Raw genomic sequence first — 15,823 nt, 5'->3', positions numbered from 1 at the left:
CCTTCACCGGTACTCGAAGATCGACCTGAATATCCCCGGCGCGATCACCGAGAGCGGGTTGATGTCGAGCAGCGGCTTGTTGGCGTTGCCCTTGAGCCGGTAGGTCACGCCGATCAGGCCGCGGTCGCGGCCATTGCCCAAAAGCGCGCCGACGATGGGCAGTTCGCCGAAGATGCGGTTGAGGCCGTAGACCGGCATGAAGGTGCCGGTCATGTCCATGTTGTTGTTCTGGTCATAGAGCGTGCCCTGGAACGTCGTGCCGATGCGGGGACCGCGCAGCACGCCATTGGCCAGCCTGAGATAGCCGCTGCCCTTCTCTATCTCGGCGTAGCCGCGTTCGAACTGTACCCGCGAGGTATCGAGCTTGCCCTTGACCGCCTGATTGAGGCTGCGGCTATCGCCTGCCGGGGTGGTCGAGACGATGGACGCGAGCTTCGGTTCGTTGACGACGAAGAAGTTCGTCGTGTCCACCTTGCCCTTCATCGGCCCGTCGCCCGCTCCCGACAAGGCCAGGGCAATCGCCCCACCTTCCATGTGCTCGTAGATGTTGAGGAATCTCAGTATCGCACCGGCGTCCGCCGACTGTACGTTGAGCGAGCGTCGGCCGGCGCTGCTCGTGTTGCTGATGGCTATGGCGGCTCCCGAACTTGCAGTGGCGCTGACCTTCAGCCCGTTCACCTTCGAACCGGCCGCGCTGTAGTCGAGCTTGAGGTTGGACAGTTGCTCGTCGTGGAAACCGGTCAGCCGATCGACGTCGGCGCTGACGGAAATCGCGTCGGCGCCCGTCGTCTTGGTCGCGGTGTCGACGTCGGAGGTGAACTGCTTGATCAGCGAGCGGGCATCCAGGGCGTTGCCGCTGATGTTGACTGCATAGCCCCTGCCCGATCGCTTGACGGATACCGCCACGTCGTCGCCCCGGTTCAGCGCGACTTTGCTGAACTTTGCCGACGACAGGGCCCCGTTGACCAGCACGATGTTGCCGTCGACGGAAAATGTCTTGCCGCCGAGGTCGAAGTCGGACAGCGTCGTGGTATCGCCGGACGTGGTCATGACGAATGTAGCACTTGCGGGAATCCCTGCCCCCTTGCTCCATCCGGCCCAGGGGATGTCGAGCCTGGCATTGGTCAGGTCGGCCGAGACGTTCTGGTTGCCGTCGCCGCTTTTGTCGATCGCGACTTTCACGGTTCCGCCCAGCAACGGGGCCAGCCCCGGCATGGCGGCGGCGCGGATCTTGTCGTCGAGCACCAGGGCCACCTTGCGGCTGCGTGCCGGTCCGCCATTCTCCAGCGGCTCGATCAGGTCGAGTTCGGCCGGAATGCCGTTCAGGGATGCCTTGGCGGAAATCACAGCCTTTTCAGGGTCGACCGTGACGGAACCGTCGGCATCCGTGACGCTCTGGCCTTCGAACGGCTTGGCCAGTGAAAGCCCGCTGTAGTCGAGCGATACCAGCCAATCGAGCTTCGAGCTGTCGACGCCGGATTGCAGCGGAATATCGGCCCTGACATGGCCGGTGACGCTGCCGGACAGGTCTTCGGGCAGGAAGCCGACATGGCGCATGGCATTGATCGGCTCGTAGGAGGCAAGTTCAGCGACCGCGGACGCTTCGCCGGCAACGTCGATGTCGAGCGCGCCGACGACCGGCGGGCGGTTGGCCGCCTTGACCGTCAGCGTGCCGTTGCTGGCCGCCACCGTGCGGCCGCTGGGCATGAAGACAGTACCGGAAGACAGGGAGATATCGACGTCATTGCCGTGGAAGGCGACGACGCCGACGGCATCGCGTATCGGCGGGATGCGGCCAGCCGTGTCGAAACGCGATCCTTCGATCTGGAAGCGGCCGAACACCTCGTCGGCGGAAAGCGGCACGCCATTGCCGAGGCGATCAGGCACCACCTGGAATTGAAGATTGGCATCGACGACGCGGCCGCCGAACAGATTGTCCAATACCCAGAGCCGCGCGTTGCGCGCCGAAAACCATGGCCAAAGCTGCTTGACGTGCGAGACCGGCATGTCGTGCACGTTGAGCGCCAGATTGATGCCGGGAGCCTTGCCGTCAACGAACTCCACGGCCGCGGTTCCAAGGACCTCGCTGGAAGCGGCCGACCGGACTGCGATCTGATCGGCTACCAATTTATGGCTTTTTGTCTGGTAGACGCCGGCGATGCGGGCAAGGAAGGTGAGCGCTGGCTCCGGCGATTCCGAAGGCGCCAGCGTCGAGCCGTCACTGGTCAGATCGTATCGGTAGGCCGGCTCCTCTCCGGCGGCGCCGGTCGCGGGCCTGGGCCCGATCGAGCCGGCGAAATCGAAGGTCGAGCGGCCGGTCTTCAGCAACAGCCTGTCCACCTGGATCTTGTTGCTGCCGCGGACGAGCGTGGCGCCGAGATCGACATCGGCCGACAGCAGGCCACGCGTGCCGAGATCAAGCACCGATCCCCTGGACGACAGGGCAGCCGTCAGCCGCGACGCGGTGTCGTCGGCCCCCTGCGACCCTTTGAGCGTCATGCTGAGCGCCCCCAACTTGCCGCCGGACGCCATTGCGCCGCTTTCGCCGCCGTCTTCGGCGATGCCGACGGTGGCATCCAGCGACATCACGCGCCGGGTCTCGGCATCGCGGCTGGCGGATGCGGCGACGGTCACCGCCTTGCCGTCGACATTTGCCTGCGAGGAGAACTCCATGCCGCCTGTCCCCGACTGCAGGACGACCGCGTCGGCGACGGTGATCAACCTGACCGCCTCGGTGTCGGGCAAGACGAATGCCACATTGTGAAGATCGATACGGTGCAGCGATTCCTCGCGCACCGCATCGAGAGCGTGATTGATATTGGCAAAGAGCGCATCGGACAATTTTTCGGGATCGATCAGCCCGTCCCGATTGCGCAGCTCGGCCGTCCAGTCGCCGCCCGACGGCATCGCCGCGGTAACGATGCGCGCATCGGAAATCCTGGCGCTGGTCAGCCGCACCTCGCCTCGAAGCAGCGGCAGCAGGCGGATGCCGAAACGCACCCTGCCCGCATCGGCCATGGGTTTACCGTCGCTGGCCTTCAGGCTGACGTCGCTCACCTGGAGCGCGACGAAGCTCGAACTGTCGAGGGTGATGCGGGCCGGCCCGACCGCAACATCGACATCGACACCCGCTAGCTTCTCGATGGCGGCCTCCGCCTCGACGCGCAGCCGGTCGGCCCCTATTCCGGAGACACCGATGAGATAGACAGCCACCCCCGCCAGCAGCACCAGCGCAACGGCGCCGGCAAACAGCCGCGATAGGATACGAAAGCCGCGGCCGATCGCCGCCTGGCCGAGCGGCGGAACGCGGCAAGCCGATGGCAAGGCGCCCAGGTCGGTGATTTCATCCCGCCTGAACCTGATCTTCTCGTGCTGCGGTTGCTCCTGATCCACGCAATTTTCCGTTCTACGAACTCGCTCGTGGACGAATCCCCGCTCGACACTATATCGGTGTGGCTTCGCGCGTAACCTCAAACAAGGGCATGGATATGGCTGACCTCAATGTGGGCGATCCCGCGCCGCAATTCGAGTTGCCGCGGGACGGCGGTGGTTCGCTCAGCCTGGCCGGCTTTGCCGGCAGACCTGTCGTCCTCTACTTCTACCCACAGGACGACACCACCGGCTGCACCGCCGAAGCGATCAGCTTTTCGCAGCTGAAGCCGGAGTTCGAGAAGGCCGGCGCCGTCGTCATCGGCCTGTCGCCCGACAGCGCCAGGAAGCACGACAAGTTCAAGTCGAAATACGATCTTACCATCGACCTTGCCTCCGACGAGGAGCGCAAGGTGATCGAGGCCTACCACCTTTGGGTCGAAAAATCGATGTATGGCCGCAAATACATGGGTGTCGAGCGCGCGACGTTCCTGATCGGCCGCGACGGGCGCATCGCCAGGATCTGGCGCAAGGTGCGCGTCAAGGGCCATGCCGAGGAGGTGCTGGAAGCTGTGCGGGCGATTTGAGGGGCGCCTCCGCGCCCTTGTTTTCAGAAAGCGACGCGAAGCAACCCCATGCTCGCTTTGCGGGCAATTCTTGCCGGCGTCTTGCTTCGGCAAAGCTTTGTTAACCTTAATAATGTGTAGTCGGGCTGTCGTGGTGTCGTAAACGAAAGCTTGGTCCCGTGAACGCAACCGGTCAGTCCGCGATCTTTGGCAGGCGCAAGGAACCGCATACAGTCATCATCGCCCGCGGCAGCGAGATCAGGCACTTCACGATCCGGCCCTGGCTGGTTGTATTTCTCGGTTCGGCGCTGGCGGCGATCGCCATCGGTTACCTGCTGGCCACCTCCTATCTCGTGCTGCGCGACGACCTGATCGGCGCCACGACCGCGCGCCAGGCGCGCATGCAGCAGGCTTACGAAGACCGCATCTCGGCGCTTCGCGCCCAGGTCGACCGCATCACCAGCCGGCAGTTGCTTGACCAGCAATTGATGGAAACCAAGGTGAGCGAGCTTTTGGAGCGCCAGACGCAGCTCAGCCAGCGCCACGGCCGCCTCGGCCCGCTGCTCGATCGCGCCGAAAATGAAGTCGGCGCAGCGACGGCCGAAGATCCGGCGGTGCCGGCAAAGCCTGACAAACACGCCGAAGTGACCGGCAGCATCGCCCAGCCTGCTCAAAGCTACGCGCTGGCCAGCCTCGGCGCCGCCCCGGGCGCCGCCGACACCAGGCCGTTCTCCCTGTGGGCGACCCGCTCCGATCCGCTGCCGAACGATTCAGCAGCCGATCGTGCCGACAAGCTGTTCATTTCGATCAACAAGTCGTTGAAATCCATCGAGAACGAACAGCTCACGCGCATCAGCATACTTGCTGACAACGCCTACAAGAATGCCGACGCCATAACCCAGGCGCTCGAGGCGGCCGGGCTGCCGGTCGACAGCGACTTCGGCAAGAACGAAAGCGATGTCGGCGGACCGCTGATCCCGCTCGACAGCTCGATGTTTTTCGACAGCAAGGTCAAGGAACTGGACGAGGCGCTGGACACGCTCGACCAACTCAAGAAGGAAGCACGCCGACTGCCGCTCGCGAATCCCGCACCCGGTCATTCCGTCACCAGCCCGTTCGGGGTGCGCACCGACCCGATCCTCGGCACGGCCGCCCTGCATTCAGGAATGGACTTCAGGGCGCCGATCGGCATGGCGGCCAAGGTCACCGCGCCAGGCGTGGTCACCAAGGCCGGCTGGAATGGCGGCTATGGCCGCATGGTCGAAGTCGATCACGGCAATGGGTTTGCCACGCGCTATGGACATCTCAGCGAAATCGACGTGACCGTGGGCGAAAAAGTGGATGCCGGCGCTGTCATCGGCAAGACCGGCAGCAGCGGTCGCTCGACCGGCCCGCATCTGCATTACGAAGTCCGCCACAATGGCGAAGCGATCGATCCTTTGCGTTTCCTCACGGTCGGCAAGAAGGTCGCGCAGTATCTCTAACGAACGGGCCCAGGCCGCCGCCATCCCGCGCCGTCCTCATCGCTTTTTCGCATCCTTGTCGCCGTTCAGGGCTTTTCCCTTTCGGGGCGACCGCAAATTGTCGAAGCCCATATAGTGGTCGGTATCAGATGTGTTCCATCTGCCGCCCAGGCAGATGATGGCAATGGCCGCGGCAAAGATCAGCAAGACATAAATCTTATCCATGTCCCGCTATCTAGGGCGCGGTGATCAGCCGGACACCGGCCGGCTTTTCCGCCGTAGCGGGCGCGTCCCTCAAATGCGGTGCATTTTTGAATTCCATTTGACTGAATAAATATTTGGTGCCAACCTTGCCTCAACCGGGGACGCAAGGCATGGCATTGCGAGGGACCAATCAGGAGTTCGGGCGGCCGTACAACCGACGCATCGTGCTCGAATCGATCCGCCGGTACGGCCCCATCGCCAGGGGCGATATCGCCAGGCATGTCGGCCTCACCGTTCAAACCGTATCGACCATCGTTCGCGAACTGGAGGAGCAGGGTTACGTCCTGTCCGTACGCGAGGAGCCGAAGGGCCGTGGCCTGCCACCGGCGACGCTGCGCATCAATCCCGAGGGCGGCTATGCCGTCGGCATCCACCTGACGCCGCTGGGGATCGACGCGGCGCTGATCAATCTCAGCGGTGACGTGATCGACAGCTTGCACCGCGAGGCCCCCAACGCGACGCCCGATCATGCGTTCGACCAGGTCGGCGCCATGGTCCGCGACCTGACCGGAACGCGCGCCGCGGGCCGCGTCATCGGCATCGGCATGGCGCTTCCCGGCCCGTTCGGCGTGGACACGATGAGCTTCATCGGGCCGACCACAATGGCCGGCTGGAAGGACGTGGCGCTGCGCGAGCGGCTGACGGCGGCGACAGGATTGCCGGCCTTTTTCGACGGCGACATGGCTGCGGCCGCCATGGGCGAGCGCCTCTACGGCATCGGCGCCCAGCATTCCGAATATTACTATCTCTATTTCGGCGTCGGACTTGGCAGCGCCATGATGCATGACGGCAGCGTGCTGCGCGGCGCCTGGGGCAATGCCGGCGAGATCGGCCATATTCCCGTCGTTCCCAATGGCGAGCTTTGCCCGTGCGGCAATCGCGGTTGCCTCGAACGTTATGTCTCGCTCGAAGCGCGAGGGCGCTGGAAGGGCAGCGATGCCGATTGGGTCGCCGAGGTCGGCCCGATCTTCCGCAACGCCATTGCCATCATCGAGAACCTTTTCGACCCCGAGACGGTCGTGCTCGGCGGGCTGGCGGCGCCGGACCTGCTCGAACGCCTGGCGAGGTCGGCTGCGCCTCTGCACAATTCGGTTTCGGCCCGCAAGGACCGCAAGACGCCACGCATCGTCGTCGCCGGCGGCGGCCAGCAAGCCGTGCTGCGCGGCGCGGCCGCATTGGCCGTCTCTGGCGTGTTGTCGCCACGCTTCGGCCAGATGTTCACCGCCGAGCGCGAACGCGGCCGCGATATTCTGACAGCCAGGGAGGTTGCCTGATGAGCGAACCCCTGCTGGTGCTCGACAACGTCACCAAGAACTATGGCGCGATCCAGGCGCTGAAGGGCATCAGCTTCTCGATCGGCAAGGGCGAGGTGGTCGCGTTGCTGGGCGATAACGGCGCCGGGAAGTCGACGCTGGTCAAGATCATCGCCGGCGGCCTGGAGCCCACCTCCGGCCGCATGCTGTTCGAAGGCAAGGAGTTCCTTGCCAAATCCCCTGCCGAGGCCAAGGCGGCGGGAATCGAGACCGTCTATCAGGACCTGTCGCTGTGCACGAATGTCGACGTGGTGGCCAATTTCTTCATGGGCCGTGAGATCACGCGCAAGGTGCTCGGCATTCCAGTGCTCGACGAGCGGGCGATGGAGGCCGTGGTCGGCAAGGCGCTTGCCAGCGCCGGCACCCGCATTCCGTCTTTGCGCACCAATGTCGAGCATCTTTCGGGCGGCCAGCGGCAAGCCATCGAGCTCAACCGCTTCGTGCACTGGGGCGGCAAGCTGGTGCTGCTCGACGAGCCGTTTGCAGCGCTTGGCGTCGAACAGACGCGGCGCGGCCTCGACATGATCCGCCAGGTGGCGAACCAGGGCATCGGCGTCGTCATCATCACCCACATCATGCAGCAGGCCTTCCAGGTCGCAGACCGGATCGTAGTGATCCGGCAAGGCGTCGTGGCCGGCGATGTCGCACGCAACAAAACAAGTCCCGATGCGGTGATCAACATGATCACCGGGGAGACGCTTGCCGGTGCCGGACCGGCGGGCTGAGGGACAAAAGAGGGGTCCGGCACTAGAGGAGCCAACGACATGAAACGAATACTTCTTTCTGTCCTCGGTATCCTGGCACTGGCAGTTGCCACGCTCACGCCGGCATTCGCCCAGTCCAAGGGTACCGTCTACTACATGGTGCCGACCTTGCTCGATGAGTTCCAGACCGGCTCGGTGAGCGCGCTGGAACTGTTCCTGAAACAGGTCGGCTACGAGATGAAGACGCTGAACGCCGACAACAAGACCGACGCCCAGCAATCGCAGATGAACGACGTCATCGCGCTGAAACCGAAGGCGATCATCCTGGCCGCCGTCGACCTCAACGCGCTGAAGCCGTCGATCGAGGCCGCGCGCGCGGCCGGCATACCTGTCGTGGAATTCGATCGCCAGATCACCTCCACTCCGTCCGACTTCACCTCGGTAGCCGGCACTGTCGAGATCGGCCACGTCGCCGCCGAACAGGCCGAAGCGCTGCTGAAGGCCAAGAACGGCGCTGTGAAGGGCAAGATCCTGCAGGTGCTCGGCGACCCCGGCGATCCCTACACGCTGGACATCCAGAAAGGCTTTGAAGAGAAGATGAAGGCGTTCCCGGACGTCAAGATCATCTCGCTGCCGGCCATGCAATGGGAGGCCAGCAACGCCGGCACCATCGTCGCCGACCAGATGCTTGCCAACCCCGACATCGACTTGATCTTCAGCCACGCCGCGCATCTTTCGGTCGCCGCCGTCGCCTCGCTCGAGGCCGCCGGCAAGAAGCCGGGCGACGTCATGCTGATGAGTTCGAACGGCGCGCCGGTCGGCCTCGACCTGATCCGCAAGGGCTGGCTCAACGTCGAAGTCGAACAGCCGCTCTACGCGCAGGCCGCGGCGGTCGCCATGTTCATGGACAAGGTCGTCAACAAGCAGGAGATCAAGCCCGGCGACTATGACGTGCTTGGCCTGAAATCGGTGGTGACCAAGGAGGCCTGGGGCCCGAACATCAAGATCCCGGGTGCCGCGATCACCAAGGAGAACGTCGACAACCCGGCCTTCTGGGGCAACCAGAAGCCGCCGAAGGACACCGTGAAGTCCGTCGAATAAACCTTCCCCAGAACGGCTCCGGGCCACCCGCCCGGAGCCGCCCTGCCCGGCAGAATTGCCCGGCATAGAGCCGCCGCGGCATTCGAACCCAAACCGGATCAGCCCATGAGCCCCCGCACCCGTCAAATCCTCGAGTTCGTCCTCGATAATCTCGTCTGGTTCATGCTGGTCTTCGTGCTGGTGGTGTTCTCCCTTTTCATTCCCAACTATTTCCAGCTCGGTATTTTCGCCAACATCATCGAAGCCTCCAGCGTGCTAGGCGTGATGTCGATCGGCCTGGCGCTGGTCATCATCGCCGGGCACATGGACCTGTCGGTCGAATCGGTGGCTGCGCTCAGCGCCATGGTGGTCGGCATCCTGTTCTGCTCTTCGGGCATCGGCTTCGGCGTACAGTTGCATCCGGACTGGCTGATGGTGCCGGTCTCGCTGCTGCTGGCGCTTGCCGTCGGCGGCGTCATCGGCGCCTTCAACGGTGTCCTGGTCGTCAAGGTCAAGATGAGCGCCTTCATCATCACGCTGGCCTCCTACATCTGGGTGCGCGGCCTGGTGCTGGTCATTTCCGGCGGCCGTTCGGCGCAGGATCTGGCGCCTGCCATCCGCTGGTTCGGCATCCAGCGGCTGATCGGCCTGCCGCTCACCGCCTGGATCGCGATCGCCTGCTTCGTCGTCTTCTCGCTGATCATGGCCAAGACGCCTTTCGGCAGGCATCTGGTGATGATCGGCGGCAACGAGACGGCGACCTTCCGCGCCGGCATCCGCGTCAACCGCAACCTGATCATCGCCTTCGTGCTTGCCGGCGCCATAGCCGGCCTTGCCGGCTGGCTGCTCGCCATCCGCACATCGGGCGCCACCGCCAATCTCGGCGTTGGCCTGCTGTTCAACGCCTTCGCCGCCGTCGTCATCGGCGGCGTCAGCCTGAAAGGCGGCGTCGGCACCTTACCCGGCGTCTATGCCGGCGTGCTGCTTTTGTCGGCCATCAACACGGCGATCAATCTGATGGGCCTGCCCGCCAACTTCACCCAGGTCATTCACGGCTTGCTGGTGCTGGCGGCGGTCCTGCTCGACGCCTTCAAGCAAACCATTCGCCAGAGGCTCGCATGACCGTACGGCCAGAGACCGGAAGACTGTCGGGCAAAGTAGCGCTGATCGTCGGCGCCGCGCGCGGCATCGGCAAGGGCATCGCCCAACGTTTCGCCGAAGAAGGCGCCAGGCTTGTGCTTGCCGACACCGAGATCGAGGTGGGGCGAGCGACCGCCAGTGAACTTGACGCCGCCTTCATCGGCACGGACATCTCGCTTTTGGCCGATGTCGAGGCCGCCGTCGCGCTGGCGCTCGCGCACCATGGCCGCCTCGACATCATCGTCCAGAATGCCGGCATTTATCCCTGGCAATTGCTGGAGAACACCAGCCCGGACGACTGGGATCGCGTCATGGCGGTCAATCTGCGCGGCAGTTTCAATGCCGCCCGCGCCGCACTGGTGCCGATGAAGGCGCAGCGCCGCGGGCGCATGCTGTTCACCTCCTCGATCACCGGCCCGCACGTCACCAGTCCCGGCCACGGCCACTATTCTGCGACCAAGGCAGGCATAAACGGGCTGATCCGTTCGGCGGCGCTCGAATTCGCCGGCTACGGCATAACCGTCAACGGCGTCGAACCCGGCAACATTCTCACCGAGGGAATAGAGCTTCACCGGGGTGCTGCCTTCATCAAGAACATGGAAGACGCCATTCCGCTCGGCCGGCTGGGCAGCCCGCGCGACGTCGCCAATGCCTTCCTGTTCCTGGCCTCCGACGATGCCAGCTACATCACCGGCACCACGATTATCGTCGATGGCGGGCAATTGCTGCCAGAGGGGAGCGACTTCAGGCTGGCGCCGCCGTGAACAACGCGTGAGGGGAAACAAGAAGCCGGCGCACATCGTCACTGATGCCAAGCGCAGCCGCAGCGTTCCCGCTGGCGGTGATCGGCGGGGATTTGGCCCACCGGAACCTCATGGCGATACACCCGTTCTTCCATGTGTGATTCAGGAGATAGCCACAATGGATTGGAACCGCGTCGAAGGAAACTGGAAGCAGGTCAAGGGTAAAGTCAAGGAGCAGTGGGGGAAGCTCACTGATGATGATCTCGACCGCATCGCCGGCAAACGCGATCAGCTTGAGGGCATTATCCAGGAACGCTACGGCATCGAGAAGGATCGCGTACGCCGAGACGTCGACGACTGGTATAGTCGGCAGGGCTGGTAGATAGCAGAGCTGCCATAAAAGGCGTCTTCCCGAGAGCCGCTATGCCTACGGTCGACGGGCTCCCCGCCCCTCCCGGCCGTCCGCATGATGGCGCTCGGCGCGCAAAAAGGCACAACGTCTACACCTGCAAGATCTGCGGCCAGAAAGCCGATATGCGCTACCTACGCCGGTGGATGAGCAGCCGGATCATAGGCCCTTGAGATCGGCTGGAACTCGCTCATGTGGCGCAGATGTTCCGCTATCGCGGAATATCGAACCATAAGGTTTTCTGGCATCATACTTCCTGGCGGACCCCAACCCGCCTGGCCGGCGTCCTGCAAGTCGGGTTTACCCCACCCGCCCCCAAAAAAGGGCGCCGGCCACCTCCGCTCGGCACGGCGCCAAGTACATCGTTATTCAAGCAGCCCCACGCCATGATGTTGCAGGTCAAGGAGCGACGCAATCGACGCCCAAGCGGCAGCAACCGAGAAGCCGACCTCCCACTGATGCCAAACGTAATCGTGTTAACCCCCGGCGCCATCACTCATCGAACGGGCACGTGCCGGCGATATGGTAGAGCGGCAAATATGAGGACTATCGCCTTCACTTCGCCGACCCGCCGCGACGAAGGCGTTCGTTGACCATTTTGGCGGAGACATGTTCGATCGCAAAAATCCGAAATGTTTGGCGCCGCACAGCGACAGAGTGGCTCACTAGCGACACGCTGTCGCGGCCATTTCCGTCACCACAAGTTTCTCGAAGTGTGAAAGATTTGTGACAAATGTCTGGTCAAACGCGTTGGATCGCATTAAAGGCGCATTAAACAGCAACCGCGCGCAGAGCCGATGGGGAGTATGGGCCTTTGTACAAGATGAGACTGACAGCTTCACTTGGGATGCTATATTTATTGAGTCTGACGGTGTCGGCTCACGCATATCTCGACCCGGGCACCGGGAGCATGCTGCTGCAGGGCTTGATTGCAGGTGTCGCGGCGGGCACCACCGTGTTAACCATCTATTACAATCGCCTCAAACTGCTGTTGGCGCGCATTTTCGGTAAGAATCGTACAGACCGGAAATGAAAGGTTCAGGACTAGTTTTTGAGGATGGATCGTTCCGAGATCCTTCCGGGTCGGTCTTTGTTTCCGATGGCCGGGTTTTCCGCACAGTGACCGACCAGGGCAAAGCGAGCTATGAGGCCGCCCGGGATGCGGGCATCCTGCTACGTTACGCCGAGCTGGATAAAATAGTCCGGACCAGTGAGGTCGCCCCCGCAGATTGGCCCGAGGTCGTAGGAAAACCAGCTTACGTGTTGGAACACGGAGCGATACCATTCGTGAGCTATCCCTACGAATGGTCTTTCGGTGCGTTGAAGGCAGCAGCCCTGCATCATCTTGACCTGCAAATACAACTATTGACCGAGAATTTTGTCCTTTCTGACGCAAGCGCCTACAATGTGCAGTTCGTTGGCTCCAAGCCCATCTTCATCGATATCCTCTCTGTTAGGCCATATCGGGACGGGGAGTATTGGACGGGTCACAGACAATTCTGCGAGCAGTTTCTTAATCCGCTGCTTCTCCGAGCTGTGAAGGGAATCGCCCACAATTCATGGTTCAGGGGTGCGCTGGAGGGCATTTCCACCCGCGATTTTGCTCGCTTGCTGACATTTTCTGAGCGATTTTCGTGGAACATGTTGACCCACGTCACGCTGCAAAGTCGCCTTGAACAGAGCTCCGTGAATGATCCCAGCAACGCTGTCAAAAGGGTTAGCCGAAGCAGAAAGCTACCGCGGGCGGGGTATCACGGCATTTTATCCCAATTGCGCCGGTGGATCGCACGTCTAGAGCCGGCCGACACCGGCAAGACTGTGTGGGGCGCATACGCGAGTATGAACACCTACTCCAGTCAAGAGGCCTCGACAAAGCGGCAAATGATCCACGATTTCGCGGCATCCGGCCAAGTCGCCACCGCAATCGATCTGGGCTGCAATACTGGCGACTTTTCGGTCGCCGCTTTGGAGGGTGGCGCGAAAGCGGTAGTTGGCTTCGATTTCGATCAGACCGCAGTCGACATCGGATTTTTGCGGGCCGCGTCAGCTAAAATGAACTTTCTTCCGTTGTGGCTGGATGCTGCGAACCCCAGCCCTGATCAAGGATGGGCTCAGAAGGAACGAAAGGGTTTCTCGTCGAGATTCAGAGCTGATGCGGTTCTTGCTCTCGCTTTTGAGCACCATCTTGCCATTGGCAGAAACGTGCCTTTGCACCAGGCCGTCAAATGGATTGTTGACGTTGCTCCCACCGGCATAATCGAGTTCGTCCCCAAGGATGATCCAACAATTCGACAGATGCTTGCTCTTCGAGAGGATATCTTCCCCGATTATAGCCCTTCTTCGTTCGAATGCGCACTTACGTCCGTTTCCCGCATTGCGAAGAAACAAACAGTGTCGGCCACCGGCCGTACACTTTATCAATTCGATAGGCGATGAAATAAAAAGAGATGGTACTTTATCGGGTATTTTCGAATGAGTATTAACGCCAATCGCATTGTTAGAATTTCGACGGCATTTCTTGCCTTACTGTTTCCAATATTAGTCCTTTTCGTTTTTTTTCCGTTGGAGCTTTATGCGAAAAACGCCAAGGAATTGGGGTATGATATTTGGCTCCCCACTATTTTCTTTTATGGCGGCGCATTTATCTTGATATTTGTATGCGCTCTAACCTTGTTCGGAATTCGGGATTTCATAAAAAAGGCGTATTTGCTTCTAGGGGCCTTCGTATTACTCGCCGACGTTTTTGCCCCCGTTCAGCTGAGTCGCTTAGATGGCGCAGCATTCACAAGCCCGGAGCCCATCTCCATCACTGCGGTAGAAGTTGCTATCTTGGTCGCGCTGTTGGCGGTGGGTGCAGTTACGACTCTAGGCACGCTGGTTCGGGTTTTTGCCATCCTGTCGATCGCGTTAATTGCCGGATTGGCCACTGTCGCTGCGGGCCTGCCGGTGCCACCGGCTGAAACCGAAAACTCTCCTAAATCCGGCTTGTCTATAAATGGCCGCTCGGACCTTCCAAATATATATCACTTTCATCTCGATGAGATGCAGTCAGATTTTGCACTTGCCGCGATCGAAGAGATGAATGACCGGAGCATTTTTCGCGGGTTTACGTTTATGCGCCGGAATATTTCAAATTATCCTTATACGTTGTCGTCGGTTGCGAGCTATCTGACCGGCACCATATTTCGGAATGGAAGCTTTCCCGCCTGGAGGGCGGCCTTCGATCAAGGATTGCTGAAAGATCTTCGGACGGATGGTTACGCAGTTGATGTTGTGGGGCTTCCGGAGATATTGCAGACAAATGTTGCAGATGTATTTTTCACGCCAGAGCAGATCACCAAGTACCAATACTCGCTCAAACACCCGCAAATTGTCGAATTTTCTGGATTATTGTTTGCAAAATTGTTTCCAAATTTCTTGACAAATGAGGCCTTGGGGTGGGGACACTCGGCCGGCGAGCGGATTAGCGCAGTATTTGAGCGCAAAGCGGAAAGCTACATCCCGAAGACCGTAGAACAAGGCGTCCATCCATTTCAGGCTGTTGTGGGGATGAAATATCTGATCGCGAATGAACAGCGGTTTGCCGCACGCGGTAGATACACATTGTTCCAAGCGATCCTTCCTCATGGCCCCTACGTGCTCGATGCAAATTGCATGGTCGATCCCGAACGTGCGGCGGTCGGGGTCCAGGCTGCCTATAGGTCTCAGGCCAGTTGCGCCATGAAGCTTGTTGTGGAGTTCTTGCAAGAGCTCAAGCGACTGGACCGCTATGACGACGCCATTATCGTCATACAATCTGACCACGGGTCCGGGTGGGCAGGCTTTTTGAATGGACTCGGTGGCTCAGAGATGAGTCCGCCGTATCACTCCGGCATCACCGCATTTGGAGGCACCACCGCAGCATTTGAAAGCAGGTCGATGGCAACCCTCATGATTAAGCCCTCTCAATCGGACTCTGATTTTGCGGTATCTGACGGAGAATCGCAGTTGATCGACGTCTATCCCACAATAATGGACGCGATCGGGCACCAGCCTAACCGACCTCACGATGGTCTGAGTTTGTTGCCCTGCCTAACAGGATCCTGTGAAAGCATCCGCGTGCGCCCGCAAAAATTCTTTGTCTATCCGCACGATGGGGGCATTTCTCCGCTGCTAGCCAATACCGTAGTGTTCACGGCCGGACATGCAGTCTTCACACAAACCGAGACTATACCGGTGCCGTAGCGGTTGAACCGCTTGAATATCGCGATGCGTCCCCCCTCGGCCCGCCCGGTTCATGGACGTTGGGCGTTCCGGTGCGGTCGAGGCCAACGCCGCGCCAGCGGCGCTTCGATCGAGGCGATCTCGGCCAAGATGGCCAATTCAATCGACCAGAACAAGGCGCTCCAGAAGACGTACATGCCGGTCAATCTGGTAGCCGTCTGCGCAGCCCGACGTAGGGGCAGGAAACTGCTCGGCCAGGAACGGAATGAATACGAAAAGTTGAAACTCTCCGGAAAATGAGAGTTGAAACTTTTTCAAGGGGCGGTAGCTAACCCCTTGAAACTAATGGCGCGAGTGACGGGGCTCGAACCCGCGACCTCCGGCGTGACAGGCCGGCACTCTAACCAACTGAGCTACACCCGCGCATTGACGAGCACGTGTCAGCCGTGTTCGTCGTTGGGCGCTGGATAAGGGGTTCGCCACCGGGTGTCAAGCGCACGAAACCATCATAACATCAAACTGGAGAAGGTTTTTTGACAGCCGGCGTGTTGTTCGCAAATACGGCCCGC

At 61.1% G+C, this 15,823-nt stretch carries 13 protein-coding genes and 1 tRNA gene; 11 read left to right on the top strand and 3 right to left on the bottom strand.

The genetic code is table 11. The annotated features are described in order from the left end of the window. Positions 1–3: 3 nt before the first annotated feature. The gene (locus LB541_RS19685; protein ID WP_140656079.1) at positions 4–3,393 is read right to left on the bottom strand and encodes a DUF3971 domain-containing protein; all 3,390 of its coding nucleotides are present in this window, start codon (positions 3,391–3,393) and stop codon (positions 4–6) included. A gap of 95 nt (positions 3,394–3,488) precedes the next feature. Here LB541_RS19685 and LB541_RS19680 point away from each other — a divergent pair, with 95 nt between their 5' ends. Beyond that, the gene (locus tag LB541_RS19680; RefSeq protein WP_140493897.1) at positions 3,489–3,956 is read left to right on the top strand and encodes a peroxiredoxin; all 468 of its coding nucleotides are present in this window, start codon (positions 3,489–3,491) and stop codon (positions 3,954–3,956) included. A gap of 158 nt (positions 3,957–4,114) precedes the next feature. Further along, on the top strand, positions 4,115–5,419 hold the full coding sequence (locus LB541_RS19675) for a M23 family metallopeptidase (protein WP_140817217.1): 1,305 nt from the start codon (positions 4,115–4,117) through the stop codon (positions 5,417–5,419). 36 nt (positions 5,420–5,455) lie between these two features. Here LB541_RS19675 and LB541_RS19670 read toward each other — a convergent pair whose 3' ends face one another. Then, positions 5,456–5,605 carry a hypothetical protein gene (locus LB541_RS19670; RefSeq protein WP_181171747.1) on the bottom strand — a complete coding sequence of 50 codons (150 nt, stop codon included), beginning with the start codon at positions 5,603–5,605 and terminating at the stop codon, positions 5,456–5,458. A gap of 167 nt (positions 5,606–5,772) precedes the next feature. Between LB541_RS19670 and LB541_RS19665 the strand changes: the two genes are divergently transcribed. From LB541_RS19665 to LB541_RS19625, 9 genes are all read left to right on the top strand, one after another. Then, complete coding sequence (locus tag LB541_RS19665; RefSeq protein WP_224619375.1) at positions 5,773–6,936, top strand: ROK family transcriptional regulator; 1,164 nt, start codon at positions 5,773–5,775, stop codon at positions 6,934–6,936. Then, positions 6,936–7,700 (top strand): ATP-binding cassette domain-containing protein, encoded by a 765-nt coding sequence (locus LB541_RS19660; RefSeq protein ID WP_140493903.1) that lies wholly within the window; start codon positions 6,936–6,938, stop codon positions 7,698–7,700. Before LB541_RS19665 ends, LB541_RS19660 begins: the two co-directional genes overlap by 1 nt. Positions 7,701–7,739: 39 nt before the next feature. After that, positions 7,740–8,780, top strand: coding sequence for a sugar ABC transporter substrate-binding protein (locus LB541_RS19655; RefSeq protein ID WP_224619374.1), 1,041 nt, complete (start codon positions 7,740–7,742; stop codon positions 8,778–8,780). A 105-nt stretch (positions 8,781–8,885) separates the two neighbouring features. Continuing rightward, a complete protein-coding gene (locus tag LB541_RS19650) occupies positions 8,886–9,881 on the top strand; it encodes an ABC transporter permease (RefSeq protein WP_140568190.1) in 996 nt (331 codons plus the stop codon). Next, positions 9,878–10,663, top strand: coding sequence for an SDR family NAD(P)-dependent oxidoreductase (locus tag LB541_RS19645; protein ID WP_140568189.1), 786 nt, complete (start codon positions 9,878–9,880; stop codon positions 10,661–10,663). Before LB541_RS19650 ends, LB541_RS19645 begins: the two co-directional genes overlap by 4 nt. Positions 10,664–10,820: 157 nt before the next feature. Continuing rightward, positions 10,821–11,024: a CsbD family protein gene (locus LB541_RS19640; RefSeq protein ID WP_140493912.1), complete on the top strand. Its 204-nt coding sequence runs from the start codon at positions 10,821–10,823 to the stop codon at positions 11,022–11,024. An 841-nt stretch (positions 11,025–11,865) separates the two neighbouring features. Then, positions 11,866–12,084 (top strand): hypothetical protein, encoded by a 219-nt coding sequence (locus LB541_RS19635; RefSeq protein ID WP_404927179.1) that lies wholly within the window; start codon positions 11,866–11,868, stop codon positions 12,082–12,084. Further along, on the top strand, positions 12,081–13,487 hold the full coding sequence (locus tag LB541_RS19630; protein ID WP_140522018.1) for a 50S ribosomal protein L11 methyltransferase: 1,407 nt from the start codon (positions 12,081–12,083) through the stop codon (positions 13,485–13,487). The genes LB541_RS19635 and LB541_RS19630 overlap by 4 nt, the downstream gene beginning before the upstream one ends. Positions 13,488–13,523: 36 nt before the next feature. Next, positions 13,524–15,275, top strand: a complete 1,752-nt coding sequence (locus LB541_RS19625) for a sulfatase-like hydrolase/transferase (protein ID WP_140522016.1) — start codon at positions 13,524–13,526, stop codon at positions 15,273–15,275. Positions 15,276–15,600: 325 nt separating this feature from the next. Here the strand turns inward: LB541_RS19625 and LB541_RS19620 are convergent. Beyond that, positions 15,601–15,677 (bottom strand) — tRNA-Asp (locus tag LB541_RS19620). Positions 15,678–15,823 lie beyond the last annotated feature (146 nt).

Origin of the sequence: Mesorhizobium sp. BR1-1-15 (genome assembly GCF_020165475.1) — a bacterium.
In the GTDB taxonomy this organism is placed as follows: domain Bacteria; phylum Pseudomonadota; class Alphaproteobacteria; order Rhizobiales; family Rhizobiaceae; genus Mesorhizobium.
Note: the sequence above shows the minus strand (reverse complement) of the source record. Positions and strands in the feature narration are given on the sequence as shown.